The organism is Cryobacterium sp. TMT1-2-1, assembly GCF_004403955.1.
Classification (GTDB): domain Bacteria; phylum Actinomycetota; class Actinomycetes; order Actinomycetales; family Microbacteriaceae; genus Cryobacterium; species Cryobacterium psychrotolerans.
In genome coordinates this window covers 64,139-77,693 of record NZ_SOHC01000046.1, presented here as the reverse complement: position 1 = coordinate 77,693, position 13,555 = coordinate 64,139, and the positions used below count along the sequence as shown (strand labels likewise).

Here is a 13,555-nt window from a genome sequence, read left to right as displayed (position 1 = left end):
AAACCAGGCGGGCACGGCGGCGGCAGTTACGCGCTCAAGCCGTCCACGACAACAACGGTGACGCCCTCGGCGACAAATGCGTCGACGATATCTTCGGAAGCGGAATTGTCCGTGACGAGATTCCACGGCAACGGAAGGCGAGCCCACGCATGGAACGGGCTCTTGCCCAGCTTGGCGCCGTGTGCAAGAACGTAGATCTTTTCTGCTCTCCGCGCCATGAGCTCCTTGAGCCTGGTCTGTTCCAGGTCAGCCTCGCAGATGCCGTTGCCTGGCGTGACGGCGTCGGCGCTGAGGAAGACTCGATCGAACGTCATTCGTTCCAATGCGGCTTCCGTCAGCGACCCCAGGAAACTTTGGCTCAGCCGACGCAATCGACCTCCCAGGCATTCGACCTGGATGCCTTTGGCATCTGCCAGTTCCTGGAGCACGGTCAACCCCACGGTCGCAACGCGAAGATCCCTGGCCGAGCGCAATTCATGGGCGACGGCAGCGACGGTGGAGCCGGCATCCAGCAGCAAGCTCTCGCCTGGCTGCACCCGGGCCGCGGCCCATCGTGCGATGGCACGCTTTTCCTCGTAGGCCTCGCCCATGCGTTCCCGTAATGAAGCTTCGGGGTGCGCGACGAGACCGAGTGCGCCTCCGTAGGTGCGGGCGAGCTTGCCTTGTGCGTTCAATGCCGCGAGATCCCGGCGAATTGTTGACGCCGTGACACGGAAGTGGATAGCCAGATCCTCGACGTTAGCCGTACCCGCCGTGGTGGCCAGGCGAACGATCTCCTCACGGCGGGTTTCCGACGGTGTCATGCGGCCACGCCCGGGCGAGTGGCCATCTCTGCTGCTTGGTGCAGCGCTTCGACCATGCTTCGCGGGTCCGCAATGCCCTTTCCCGCAATGTCAAAGGCGGTGCCGTGATCAACCGAGGTGCGAATCACCGGCGTTCCGACCGTGATGTTCACACCGGCTTCGATGCCCAAGACCTTGACGGGACCATGACCCTGATCGTGATACATCGCTACGACCAGGTCATAGTCGCCGCGACCAGCCAGGAAGAATAGCGTGTCTGCCGCAAGAGGACCGTACACATCGATGCCTGAACCACGCGCCGCCCTGACGCCGGGCTCGATCTTCTCGGCCTCTTCGCCCTGGCCGAACAGTCCGCCCTCGCCGGCATGCGGGTTGATAGCGCAGGCGCCGATTTTCGGCTGGGGGTTGCCCGCCCGCACTAGCGCCTCATGCCCACGGCGAATTGTGCGTTCCACCAACCCCGGGTTGATCTTCCTTACAGCGTCCACCAGGCCGATATGCGTCGTGACGTGGATGACCTTGATTCGGCTGGGTGACAGCATCATCGACACTTCATCCGTTCCGGTCAGGCTGGCGAGGAGTTCTGTGTGGCCCGGATAGAGGTGGCCGGCCGCGTGCAGCGCCTCCTTGTTTAAGGGAGCAGTACAGATTGCCTGGACCTCACCGGACATGACCAGCTCCGCTGCGACTTTGATGTATTCGTAGGCCGCGTGACCTGCCGCCGCGGACAGTTCTCCCCAAGGCAAGTCCTCAGGCAGCAACGCCAGGTCGATGACGTTGATCCGGCCCTGCTCGAACACGGCATCGGCAACGCTGTCGACGGGCACGATCGCGACCGTGGCCCCGATGAGCTCAGCGACTTGCCGCAGCCGGAGCGCGTCGCCGATGACAACGGGCCGGCTTTCCGCACTCGTCTTCGGGTCCAGGAGCGCCGCAACCACAATTTCGGGTCCCACGCCCGCACCGTCGCCCATCGTCACTGCTAGGACGGGCAGGTCCTGCGGTTCAAAGGTATTCATGAATGTGCCTTCCTAGGCATCTCCGGCTGGACGGTCCCGGCTGCCAGATATGCGTGGACGCGGTCGAGGATGGTGCGCAGGCTGCCGTGCCCTCCGAAAGTTCCGGGTCTGGTGACGACAAGCGTGTTGCGGTCGGTAAGTGAAAGTACCGCCCCCTGTTGGATTTCGGCCGGCGGCTCGAGCCACGCAATGCCTAGTGCGTTCAAAACGGAACGGGCTGCGCCACGATGCGCGTCATTCCTCACCTCTCCGATGCCCTCTTACCGTCCACGTTCACAGCGCTCCTGCGCACATCACGCTACTTGGCTTGCGCGTTTTGCGCAATCATGGCAGGGTAATCCACAGAAGAAGACCTGGCTGAAGGAAGTACGCCGATGCATGGAACGCATGTCGCAGGCCTCGACCTGCCCATCTCTCACGTTGCCCTCGGCACGATGACGTTCGGAGACACAGTCGACGCTGCCACGGCTGCCTCGCTGGTCGACGCTGCCCTGGATGCAGGCATCACCGTGATTGATACGGCCAACGTGTACGCCGGTGGAGCGAGTGAGGAAATCCTGGCCTCACTCCTACCCAAACGCCGCGATTCCGTTCTGCTAGCGTCCAAGGCGGGCATGCCGAATCCTGACGCCGGGGAGCACTCCCCGCTCTCCGACGCCGGTCTGCGCCGCTCTGTCAGCGGCAGTCTTCGCCGCCTGGGAGTCGAGCGCATCGACCTGTTCTATCTGCACCAGCCGGACCGCGCCACTCCCCTGGAGGAGACCATGGGCGCCGTCGCGGAACTCGTTCGGCAGGGGACGATCGGCGCTCTGGGCGTCTCGAATTTCGCTGCCTGGCAGATCAGCGAACTCAATTACGTCGCGGATGCCATCGGCACCCCGCGTCCCGTCGTCGCGCAACAGCTCTTCAACCTGGTGGCCAGGCGCATCGAGGAAGAATATCTTGAGTTCGCCGGCGCGACCGGCCTGCTGACCATGGTGTACAACCCGCTGGGCGGCGGTTTGCTCACCGGAAGTCACCGGTTCGCCGAGCTGCCCACTGAGGGGCGTTTCGGAAGTTCGAAGCTGGCGGAAATGTACAAACAGCGGTACTGGGATCCTCGGCTCTTCACCGCGATCGATTCCCTGGCAAAGATCGCTGCCGGCGCCGGCATCACGCTCATCGAACTGTCATTGCGCTGGTTGATGAATAGACCGGACGTCGGCGCTATCCTGTTGGGCGCTTCGCGGCTCGAGCAGTTGCACTCCAACATCCTCGCGGCGGAGAAGGGCCCGCTGGCAGCGGATGTGATCGCTGCGTGCGATGACGTGGGATTGACGCTCCGAGGCCCCATGGCCAACTACAACCGTTAGACACTTGCCCCAGAGCCGAGAACATCACGCACCACCCCAATAGAGATGAGAACCAATGCCGACCATTCCCTCAATCGTCCTCAACAACTCCGTCAAGATCCCCCAGCTGGGCTTCGGCGTATACCAAATCGAGCCTGGCGATGTGCGCGCTGCAACCGACCGAGCGTTGAAAGCCGGCTATCGCCACATCGATACCGCGGCGGCCTACGCCAACGAAGCGGGAGTCGGCGAAGCCGTACGCGCAAGCGGGATCCCGCGCGACGAAATCTTCATCACGACCAAGCTCCGCAACGCCGATCAAGGGCATGAAGGCGCTCTCAGGGCATTCGAGACGAGCCGCAAAGAGCTGGGGCTCGACGTCATCGACCTGTACCTGATCCACTGGCCCTACCCGCGCCACAACCTCTTCGTGGAAAGCTGGAAGGCGCTGGAGAAGCTTTATGCGGATGGTGTCGTTCGCGCCATCGGGGTGTCGAATTTCCTCCAGCCTCACCTCGACCGGATCCTGGCGGAGGGCGACATCGTTCCGGCCGTGAACCAGATCGAACTGCACCCGAGCTTCCAGCAGGCCGAGCTCATTGCGTACTCCGCCGCCCGTGGGATCGCCGTTGAATCGTACAGCCCCCTCGGCCAGGGACAGGATCTGACCGGTGCCGTCATGCGGAGCATCGCCCAGAATCATGGGAAGTCGCCTGCCCAGGTCGTGCTGCGCTGGCACCTGCAGCGCGGATTCATCGTCATTCCGAAGTCAGTGAGCGAGCATCGCGTGCACGAGAACATCGATGTCTTTGATTTCTCGCTCACCCAGGAGGAAATTGACTCGATCAATGGGCTCGAATCCGGGCTGCGGACCAGCGGCGATCCGGCCACTTTCGATTTCCCCCAGATCTAGTGGTTCGCGCGTCCTGAGAGCGTCTCCAGGGACGCAGTGGTGAATGCCCGCACCGTCTCCCGCCAGAGGTCAAGGATCCCCAGAAGGTTCTCCCCGTCCTCGCGGTGAGCAAGGATTTCCATCTGCAGCATGGACAGAACTCCGGTGCGCAGTTCTGTGTTGAAGTTCACCTTCCCCACCCCACTCGCCGGTGCCTGTGCCAGGTCCTGGGCGGCCAGTCCGGACGCTCCGTGGAGCACCACAGGGACTTTGGTTCTGCTGGTGATGTCAGCCAGTACATCCCAGCGGATCCGGGGCTCGCCTGCGTACCGTCCGTGCACATTGCCGATCGCAACGGCGAGCAGCTGCGCCCCGGAACGGGCTACAAAGTCGGCCACCTGCCCGGGATCGGTGAGTCCGGAGGCGTTCAGGGCAAAGGCCCTGTCCTCGTCCCCGGCTAACCCCCCCAATTCCGCCTCCAGCACAATTCCGGGGTCGCCGATGGCGTCCCGTGCCGCCCGAACCAGCTGGATGTTCTCCTCATAGGTCAGGGCGGAGCCATCCACCAGGACGGCGTCGGCGCCTGCAGCCACTCCAGCCAGGATGGCCGTGATGTCACTGGCATGGTCAAGCTGGATGGAAACGGGAACCGCGGCAGCGTCGGCAAGTCCCCGCAGGGCACGGATGAGTCGAAGCCCGACTGGCGAAGCGGCCGTCTTGGGTGCAACGAGCAGGATCACCCCCGCCCCGATGTGTTCCGCGGCTTCCACCACGGCCAGCGCCGTCGTGAAGTCGTAACAGGTGAAAGCGGGCACCGCAGCTCCGCGGGCGAGTGCGGTCCGGACGAGGACGTCGAGTTGAGTGCGCATATGAGACTTCCTTTGTGTTGGGTCAGGACCGTTTGGATGGTGCGAGAACTTTGATGATGGCGGAATCATCTGCCGCACCCAGGCCCTGCGCCTGGCCCAGCAGGTAAAGCTGTTCTGCGGCGGCGGCCAGCGGGGAGGGCGACCCGGCGGCGCGCGCGGCTCGGCCGACGATCCCCATGTCTTTTACGAAGATGTCCAGCCGGCTGAGCACCTGGGCGCCATCCTCGTCGTACGCCTGGAGGATACGAGGGCCGCGGTTGGACAGCATAAAGGAGCCAGCAGCCCCAGCCTCAAGCGCCTCGAGAGTCCTGGCCAGGTCCAGGCCGAGGGCATCCGCCAGCGCCAGCGCCTCGGCGGCTGCCGCAATGTGCACACCGCAGAGCAGCTGATTGACCGTCTTCAGCGCCTGGCCGTCCCCGGGCTTGTCTCCAACGATGGTGAGAGTGGAGGCGAGACACTCCAGAACCGGCCGCGCCCGTTCCAACGCCCGGGGCTCGGCCCCCACGATGATGAGCAGGTCGCCTGCGCTGGCCCGCAACGGTCCTCCCGAAAGCGGTGCGTCCACGAGGGCGACGTTCAGGTCGGCCAACCTCTCCGCCGCCGGGATCGCATCACTGCCGACGGTGCTGGTCAAGATAACGACGGAACCAGACGACAGTGCTTCGGCCACTCCGGTTGCACCGAAGAGCACGTCATTGAGTTGCTCGCCGGTTCGCACGGCGACTAGGACAATTCCTGCTCCGGAGACGGCGGCAGCAGCGGAATCGAAAGTCTCCACGCCGACGGCGGCAGCCAGAAGTCTCCGATCCTCATGGAGGTCGAAGCCGTGGACTCGGAACTGCCGGACCAGCCGGGTGGCAATGGGTAGGCCCATCGCACCAAGGCCCAGAACGGTGACGATGACCTGATTGGCGTGACTGTCGATCGGCGTTTGCATGGCGACATCTCCCGAAGATTGATGGCTGAACACGCTCAGGTTCGCACTGCGCGCGTGTCTGACATCTTATCTTTAGTAAGATCTGAACAGCGCGCGAGTCAGCGCGCTATTGCCGTACCCGTCGCGTGTGTGTCACACCGTAAGCTGAACAGGAAATTCCCGGGAGGAGAGCAGCATGGCACGTCAGTCACTGGTGGGCATGGTATCGGATGACCTCCTTAACCGGATCGTGTCCGGTGAATTCCCGCCCGGGTCCACCCTGCCGGGCGAGCTCGAGCTCACGGCGCAGCACGAGGTCAGCCGAATGACGGTCCGCGAGGCCGTCAAAACCCTGGAAGCCCAAGGCGTGGTCCGGATCGAGCGCGGGCGCGGCACCTACGTGAATGAGTTGCGGCGCTGGACATCGATGGGGGCCGTCCTGCGCGCAGCCGCCGAGGGCGAGAACGACGCCACTGCAGCGGTTCAGCTGATCGAACTGCGCCGAATGCTGGAGTCCGGTGCCGCCGAACTCGCTGCCCGCCGCATTACCGCGGAAGAACTTGAGAGCATGCTCGAGCACGTGACAGCAATGGGCGAGGCTCACGCGGCCAACGATGTCGGCCGCTTCGTCGAAGCGGACCTCGCATTCCATGACGTAATCTTGCACGCCTCGGGCAACGTATTTGTAGCCGTCCTTTTCGCACCGCTGTCACACGTTCTTTCAGCACGGCGCGCCCAGACCTCCAAAATCGTGCAAATTCAGGCGAACGCCCTCCGCGAACACGCCCAAATACTTGAAGCTCTGGCCTCCGGTGACCCCGAGCGCGCGCGACTCGCGATGGACAGCCACATGGCCCAGACCATGAGCGATCTCAAGACCTACGTTCTTCACATTTGAATCTTTGGATCTAACGTGGATCATGTGCCCGCTCCTTAGCGTCCGCGATCTCCCGGGAATCAGGCTTCCAGTCTGAATGGCAACCCGCAATCACGAGAGCGTCGATCGAATCCGCCCACGCCCACCCCAGTGGGGAGTTGACCTGCAGCCCGCCGAGGAGCGCTGCCGACAGATAGCTGCTACTGGTCACGGCGGCAGGGTGCGGACTTAGCCTCGATCCACCGATCGGCGTGGGGCTCGGGTCGGGCTCTGACCCGGGTTGGGGCTGTTGGGCGCGGTTGAACGCGGGGCCTCGCTGCCCGTGGTGTTCCACTCGTGGTTCTAGTCGTTTGGTTCGGGGGTCTTGTCGTCAGCTGGGCGCGGGTCGGGGCGCTCGGTGCTGTGGCGGAATAGGGTGGTCCACACGATTTCCCATGGCCATTAACCGGGCAGGTGGAGCATTATGCGTCTGGCGGACAATACGATCCTGGCTGGGACGGTGACGAATTTGCGTCGGATGGTGGCCGTGGTCGCTTTGGCCAGGTCGGTGCCGGCGATGGTCGCCGCGGCGCGGGTGAGGTTGAAGGCCATCGCGGCCGCCGTTGTCTGTCGCAGTGCTGCCGATCGTCGCGGTGTCGTCGACGGCCAGCCTCGGGGAGGGCGCGGGCGCGGCGGCGGCGCTCATCGCCGCTTACGGCGCTGGCAGTCTCGCAGGGTCGGTCGATGTGATGATTCGCCCTCTTCGAGGTGATGCGGACGTGCTCATGCCCTATCTCGCCCTGATCGTCGCTGCCGCTCTCTTCGCCGTGTTGCTCGTTCCGAATCTCACCGCCGCGGTCGTCGCGTATGCCGCGGTCGGCATCGCGAACTCGTACTTCTTCGCCGCCACTCTCGCCGCGCGTAGCGAACACTCCCCGGCCGCCGCGCGCGGGCAGATCTTCGTGTGGGTCGGCGCCCTGAAAATCACCGCAGGCTCAGCCGGAACCGCCGCCGCCGGTGCGCTCATCGGCACGGCGCTCCACCTTCCAACGGTCCTCGCCGCCGGCATCGCCACAGCCGCAGCGATCGTCGCAATCATTGACCGCCGGTTTAGCTCTCCCGGCCCGCGCTGAACCGCGACGTGGAACTGCTAATCGCCAGCGCTGCCCGCGTAGGTAGTGACCCGGGCAGCTTCGTTTCGCTTGCGCGCGTCATGACGGTCGGCTGTGCCACCAACGATGAATTGTCTCGCTATGTCGCTCGCAAGGGGGACCCTAACCGCACTCGCCCGCGCCGCGAATAATGGGCTGCGGCGCTCCGACTGAAGAGTCGCTCCGTTTACCCCGCTTGAAAGAACTTGGCTCTCAGCGGGCGGCGAACGGCGCGGCTTCCGGCCGACTTCATGCCGAGTTTCGCGGGTGCCACTTTGAGTGCCAAAAAGCCTCGGAAAGTGCCAGAACAGCCCGTATCGATACGTAGCAACTGGTGAACTACATCCACCAACTTCCGCGAAATCACGCGGGACTTGGGGATGGGAAGCCGCCGAGACTCGCAGTCCGGCTCGCATCAGTTGTTCTTGGTTCGAGTTCAGGTGCCCCAGCTTTAACCCCTGAGTTTCCGCGGAAACCAGGGGCTGTTTTGTTTCAGTCACCCGCGACAGGCTGCAGACGTTATGAATGCTCGCAAACGCCGCGTCGCCGAGCTGACCTCATGCACGGACAGTCACCTGATGAGCAGGCTTCGCAGTGCCGCTTCGCCGGAGGCGAGCCTGGTCGTGCCGATGGTCTCGCCCGCGATGAAATAGTCGAGTACGCGCGGATCCACGTAACTCTTCCGCGCGATCGTGGGCGTATTGCCGAGCACGTCCGCCGCATCCTGCATCGCCTGCGAGACCGCAGCGTTGCGTTCGCGGATGCTGTCGGCCGGTCCGGCCGCCGCCAGGCTGACCGCCGCGACGACAGTTCCACTCAGGGTGCGAAAGTCCTTCGCGGTGAAATCAGATCCCGTGCGCTCCTTGATGAACGCGTTGATCTCGGTGGCGGTGAGTGCACGGCGCTCGCCGCCCTCCGACCAGCTCAGAACAGGGTCGTCCGGGGAGCGATTGCCCTCCCGGAGGAAAGCGGCGAGGTCAGGATCCCTGATGCTGCTCTCCCAGACCTGACCGCTCTTGGCGGGAAAACGCAGGAACAGGGTGTCGCCGTCGAGTTGCACATGCGAGCTGAGAAGGGTCGAGAGGCCATGGCTGCCGTGCGCGTCGGTGTAGCGCTCGCTACCGATCCGCAAAGACCCGCTGTCGAGCATCCGGAAGGCCGCAGCCAGCGTGCGTTCGCGGGACTCTCCGTCCTGGCGCAGCCAACGGGTGACCGTTCCCCGTGCCGCCGGAAGGGTCTCGGCGAGCGCGAGCGCCCGATCGAACTTCACTCTGTCCTGTTTGAGGCGCCACGCCGGATGGTAGAGGTACTGGCGGCGGCCGGCGTCGTCCAGTCCCGTCGCTTGGATGTGGGCGTTCGGATGCGGTGCAATCCAGACATCCGTCCATGCCGGGGGGATTGCCAGGGCATTGAATCGGGCCCGCAATTGCGGGTCGGTTACCAGTCCACCGGCCGGATCCCGGTAGCTGAAGCCGCGCCCCGCACGCCGCCTGGCGAAGCCGGGCTTCGTCGTGTCGCTCCGTCGAAGTCGGGTCACACGGTGAAGATACCAGAGCTGCGCCAGAACCCGGCGCGGAAGCATTTCGGCGCCTCGACATAAATCGTCGATGGCTCGGGGCAGCTAGGGTTTGCACGTGTCGTTGGGTAGAGGGTTCAGGCAGCTGTGGGCGGGCAGTGCGGCCGGCAATCTGAGCGACGGCCTGATTTTCGTTGCGATACCGCTGCTCGCGACATCGTTGACGACGGATGCGATTCTCATCGCCGGCCTTGCCGCCATGTACTCGGCGGTGCGTTTGCTCGTGGTTGTCCCGGTCGGGGTCTACGTCGATCGGTTCGACCGTCGAACGATCCTGTGGATTACGAATCTCAGTCGGGCGGCGCTCCTGGTCATTATGGCGGTCCTGTTCGCGATCGGCCTGGGTTCCATTCCGCTTCTGTACATCGTCCTCGCCGGCGTCGGAATCCTGGAGACTGCCGCGGACAACGCGGCACTTTCGATCCTGCCGTCCGTTGTTCCCGCCAACAAACTGGACCAGGCGAACAGCCGCATCTCGGCAGCTCAACTCGTCGCCGATGAATTCGCGGGTCCGCCACTGGGCGGCTTCCTGTTCGCACTGGGGGTGGCGGTTCCGGTCCTGGCCGCCGGCGGCCTCTACACGGCGGCCGGGTTCTTCTTCCTCGCGCTCCCGCGCAAGGGCGCCGTCAACGCCCTTTCATCGCCTCGCCGATCCGTGTTCCGTGAAGCCGCCGACGGCGCCAGTTGGCTCCGCGGGCATCGTCTGCTGAGCGGCCTGGCTGTCGTCGGCGGGCTCGCGAGTGTCGCGTACATGATGCCGTTTTCCGTTCTGGTCTTGTTTGCCCAGCACAGGCTGGGACTTGGCCCAGCGGGGTATGGCCTGATCCTGGCGATTTCCGCACTGGGCGGTCTTGTCGGCTCGATCGTTGCTGCTCCTCTACGGTCACGAGTGGGATACGGATGGACGATCGTGGGAAGTCTCTGCCTCGGAGCCGTGGCCATGTTCGCGCTAGCGTTCGTCCGGATCCCGTGGGTGGCCGCCGCTCTCCTGGCCGCGTACATCCTGCACTCCGTCGTGTGGGGAATCTGCGTGGGGTCGCTTCGGCAGCGCCTAGTTCCCGAGGGCCTTCGGGGCCGGGTCAATGCATCGTCCAAGGTTCTCGGTCTCATCGGTCTCACGGTGGGCGCGGCTCTCGGCGGGGTGCTCGCGTCGTCGCTGTCCTTGTCAGTACCGTTTCTGGTAAGCGGCGCCCTTTTCGTCAGCTGCGGTGCGATCGTGCGGTGGCTCTTCCGGTCTGACCGGCAGAGTTCAGGGTCAGCTAAGACGCCGTGGACCAACTCGGCGCCAGGCCCAACCTTCAATTGACCCGGATCAGTGTCTTCTGCCAGCCGGTTGAACCGTTGGGTGCGATCGGGCTGGGCTCCTGCTCTTGCAGCTTGCCGTTCTTGTCGGTCGCCCGAACAGCCACATAGTGGGTGCCCGAGGATGCGTTCCAGTCCAGATACCACTGAACCCAGCTGTCCTGGTTGACCGGGGTCGACAGCGTCGCCTGCTGCCAGTCGCCGTCATCGATGTTCACCTCGACTCCTGCGATGCCGACCGTTTGCGCCCACGCCACGCCCGCGATCCTCGTGGATCCCGGATCGATGGCCTTATTGATGCGGGGCGTGTCGACGCGGGACGACAGTTTGATCGGAGCCGTCGCGCTGTACCCGCGGGGAGTCCAATACGCCGTGTCCGCCGCGAACGTCGTCACTTTCAGCTCGGTGAGCCATTTGGTGGCAGACACGTAACCGTAGAGCCCGGGCACGACCATCCGCACAGGGAACCCGTGCTCAAGGGGAAGCGGTTCGCCGTTCATGCCGACCGCGAGGATCGCGTTCAAGCCTGGGTCGGTCAGGGACGACAGCGGGGTGCTGGCGGTGAATCCGTCGGCGCTGCGCGACAGGACCATGTCGGCGCCCGATCTCGGCGATGCCAGGCTCAGGATGTTGCGGATCGGCACGCCCAGCCATTTCGCATTTCCAACCAGGTTGCCCCCGACCTCGTTCGACACGCACGTGAGCGTAATCACGTACTCGTCGAGCCCCATCCCGACGAGGTCATCGAAGCTCAGGCTCACCTGCTTGTCGACCAGGCCATCGATGGTGAGCCGCCACGTTTCGGGATCGATGGATGGCACGCTCAGCGCGGTGTCCACGCGATAGAAGTCCTTGTTCGCCGTGAACAGCGGAGATATGCCCGGAATGCGCAGATCGGCGCCCGCTGGAATCGTCACCGTCGAACGCGGCGCCGGCAGCTTCAGGGCTTTACGGATCCCGGCGATCGACGAGCTGGTAACGTTCACAACTCGTGCTCCGACGCCGACGACGAGAGCGATCGCTCCCGCCGTTGCCGCGAAGCGGATGAAGCCTCGCCGGTCCAGGGCCGCACGCTGCATATCCGGTTCGGCCACACTGTCGCGCCACGAGCGCAGTCGTTGAGCCAGCAGATACAGCAGCACACTGCCGGCCACGGTTCCGATGATGGTCGGCAGGGAGGCGAAGGGTGTGGCCGCAGCTCTGGTGACTGCGGAGGCGACCGAGGCGACGCCGGCGACGACCAGGACTGCGACACCGATCAGCGGGCGGACGAATTCAAGTACCCCTGCGGCCGCTGCCGCGATCCCGATCCCGACACCGAGACCGATCAGAAGGAATAGCTTGTCGTTCGATCCAAAGGTCTGGATCGCGAACTCCTTGGCCCACTGCGGCACGATGTCGATGACGAACGAGCCGACCCCCAGGATGGGGCTCCCGTCGCGCGCGATGAGCAACGCCACCAGCTCGGCGACCGCCAGGAATGCGCCGGCACTCACGACACCGGCAATGGCAGCCCACGGCCAGAGTCGCCGTCGCGTGGTGGTGAATTTGCTCGTGTCCATTATTGCCTCCGGCTTCGCCGGGGCGAGAAAACCCCTGCTTACCTGTATTCGGAGCCGATGCCATTTTGGATGGCCATTGCGCAACACGGATGCCGGAGGAATTTCTCGGTGTCCCGGCGCGGGATTGGACACCGCCGATGAGCAACTCGCCGTAAGTGATTCAAGGACCATCTCGGTCGCGCAACCGGGACGCGATCGGACGGCCCGAGTGCGCAATCGTCGATCTTCGCCCTATTCGCGCACTTTCTTCATGGGAACCTCTTGTGGGACGGTTGGACATGGTTCTTTCCGAATGCCTCGTCGCCGCCACGCCCCTTGTTATCTGCCGACCCCGGAAGGCGAGGTCGGCGGGCATCGCGTTACACCTCAGGCTGAATTCTTAGCCAAACCGCAAGGGGGCAAGAATGTCGTCCGCGATGCAGACGCGGCTTCGCGGAGCGTCGGATCGGTTATCGGAGGTCGGGGTGGAGTCGAAGGGCGACCCACAGGCCACATCGTCGGCAGGCCTCGGAGTCTCCGAGCGCGTGGAGACGACGGCGCGGGAACGGACGGCCACAGCAGGAACAACGGATCTCCGCCTTCTCATCCATGAGACGCCAGCGCCTCCTGAAGCTGTCCTTGCGTCGGTCGGCCAGCGAGGCCCTCGGGTGTCATGTAAACCCGGCACGCGAGGTCGTTGGTGCGCCCAGCAGAGGGAAACAGATCAGTGCCGTCAATGAGGATGGTCGGAGAGCCAGCGAATGGCACCTGCGCCGCCGCGGCGGATGAGGCAACGAGCGTGTACGTGATGACCGTAACCTGATGGCCGGTCGCATCCAGCGCCACGCGAAGGCGACGACCCGCTTCTTCCCAGCTGGGGCAATCGTCGATGTGGAGGATCTCCGCTTTCATGACGTGCTCCCGTTTCGTCGAAGGGCTCGTTCAATCAACAGAGCGGTGGGACTAAGAGCGGACCAATCGCGCGATCGCGGCCGAGGCCTCGCGCATCTTCAGGTCCGCCTCGTCGCCCCCGGCCGCGGCGGCATTCACGACGCAGTGGTTCAGGTGCTCGTCGAGAAGCCCCAGGGCCACCGACTGGAGGGCACTCGTCATCGCCGAAATCTGGGTGAGGATGTCGATGCAATACTTCTCGTCCGTCACCATGCCCTGCAGGCCCCGGGCCTGCCCCTCAATCCGGCGCAGGCGTTTGAGGTAATCATCCTTATTCGAGATGTACCCGTGCGGGCCGGAATGCGTCGCGCCCGCCGCTTCGGTCGATTCGTTCATGACACAACTATA

At 64.2% G+C, this 13,555-nt stretch carries 13 protein-coding genes and 1 pseudogene; 5 read left to right on the top strand and 9 right to left on the bottom strand.

The features are described 5' to 3' along the window. Positions 1-26: 26 nt before the first annotated feature. Positions 27-803, bottom strand: a complete 777-nt coding sequence (locus tag E3T33_RS08595; RefSeq protein WP_092325086.1) for a DeoR/GlpR family DNA-binding transcription regulator — start codon at positions 801-803, stop codon at positions 27-29. After that, positions 800-1,822: a 4-hydroxythreonine-4-phosphate dehydrogenase PdxA gene (gene pdxA, locus E3T33_RS08590; protein WP_241982884.1), complete on the bottom strand. Its 1,023-nt coding sequence runs from the start codon at positions 1,820-1,822 to the stop codon at positions 800-802. Before pdxA ends, E3T33_RS08595 begins: the two co-directional genes overlap by 4 nt. 374 nt (positions 1,823-2,196) lie before the next feature. Between pdxA and E3T33_RS08585 the strand changes: the two genes are divergently transcribed. Both E3T33_RS08585 and E3T33_RS08580 read left to right on the top strand, forming a co-directional pair. Next, positions 2,197-3,174: an aldo/keto reductase gene (locus E3T33_RS08585; protein ID WP_134575140.1), complete on the top strand. Its 978-nt coding sequence runs from the start codon at positions 2,197-2,199 to the stop codon at positions 3,172-3,174. 55 nt (positions 3,175-3,229) lie between these two features. Continuing rightward, positions 3,230-4,066, top strand: a complete 837-nt coding sequence (locus E3T33_RS08580) for an aldo/keto reductase (protein ID WP_092325090.1) — start codon at positions 3,230-3,232, stop codon at positions 4,064-4,066. Here the strand turns inward: E3T33_RS08580 and E3T33_RS08575 are convergent. Both E3T33_RS08575 and E3T33_RS08570 read right to left on the bottom strand, forming a co-directional pair. Further along, positions 4,063-4,914 (bottom strand): class II fructose-bisphosphate aldolase, encoded by an 852-nt coding sequence (locus E3T33_RS08575; protein ID WP_134575139.1) that lies wholly within the window; start codon positions 4,912-4,914, stop codon positions 4,063-4,065. The genes E3T33_RS08580 and E3T33_RS08575 overlap by 4 nt on opposite strands. A gap of 22 nt (positions 4,915-4,936) precedes the next feature. Next, entirely contained in the window at positions 4,937-5,851 is a 915-nt protein-coding gene (locus E3T33_RS08570) for an NAD(P)-dependent oxidoreductase (protein ID WP_134575138.1), read from the bottom strand. 175 nt (positions 5,852-6,026) lie between these two features. Between E3T33_RS08570 and E3T33_RS08565 the strand changes: the two genes are divergently transcribed. Further along, positions 6,027-6,728: a FadR/GntR family transcriptional regulator gene (locus E3T33_RS08565; RefSeq protein WP_092325097.1), complete on the top strand. Its 702-nt coding sequence runs from the start codon at positions 6,027-6,029 to the stop codon at positions 6,726-6,728. 420 nt (positions 6,729-7,148) lie between these two features. On the opposite strand, the pseudogene E3T33_RS08555 reads toward E3T33_RS08565, so the two are convergent. Further along, positions 7,149-7,304: pseudogene (locus E3T33_RS08555) on the bottom strand (IS1380 family transposase); the annotation flags it as partial. Between the two features lie 17 nt (positions 7,305-7,321). On the opposite strand from E3T33_RS08555, the gene E3T33_RS08550 reads away from it, so the two are divergent. Continuing rightward, on the top strand, positions 7,322-7,819 hold the full coding sequence (locus E3T33_RS08550; protein WP_198417259.1) for a hypothetical protein: 498 nt from the start codon (positions 7,322-7,324) through the stop codon (positions 7,817-7,819). Between the two features lie 589 nt (positions 7,820-8,408). Here the strand turns inward: E3T33_RS08550 and E3T33_RS08545 are convergent. Beyond that, complete coding sequence (locus tag E3T33_RS08545) at positions 8,409-9,374, bottom strand: DNA topoisomerase IB (RefSeq protein ID WP_241982883.1); 966 nt, start codon at positions 9,372-9,374, stop codon at positions 8,409-8,411. A 97-nt stretch (positions 9,375-9,471) separates the two neighbouring features. Between E3T33_RS08545 and E3T33_RS08540 the strand changes: the two genes are divergently transcribed. Further along, positions 9,472-10,719 (top strand): MFS transporter, encoded by a 1,248-nt coding sequence (locus E3T33_RS08540; RefSeq protein ID WP_092325105.1) that lies wholly within the window; start codon positions 9,472-9,474, stop codon positions 10,717-10,719. On the opposite strand, the gene E3T33_RS08535 is transcribed toward E3T33_RS08540, so the two are convergent. The 3 genes from E3T33_RS08535 to E3T33_RS08525 all read right to left on the bottom strand — a co-directional run bounded on the left by E3T33_RS08535 (position 10,712) and on the right by E3T33_RS08525 (position 13,543). Next, positions 10,712-12,277 (bottom strand): molybdopterin-dependent oxidoreductase, encoded by a 1,566-nt coding sequence (locus E3T33_RS08535; protein WP_134476212.1) that lies wholly within the window; start codon positions 12,275-12,277, stop codon positions 10,712-10,714. The genes E3T33_RS08540 and E3T33_RS08535 overlap by 8 nt on opposite strands. Before the next feature lie 582 nt (positions 12,278-12,859). Beyond that, the gene (locus E3T33_RS08530) at positions 12,860-13,168 is read right to left on the bottom strand and encodes a thioredoxin family protein (RefSeq protein WP_092325109.1); all 309 of its coding nucleotides are present in this window, start codon (positions 13,166-13,168) and stop codon (positions 12,860-12,862) included. A 51-nt stretch (positions 13,169-13,219) separates the two neighbouring features. Beyond that, complete coding sequence (locus E3T33_RS08525; protein WP_092325111.1) at positions 13,220-13,543, bottom strand: metal-sensitive transcriptional regulator; 324 nt, start codon at positions 13,541-13,543, stop codon at positions 13,220-13,222. Positions 13,544-13,555: the final 12 nt, after the last annotated feature.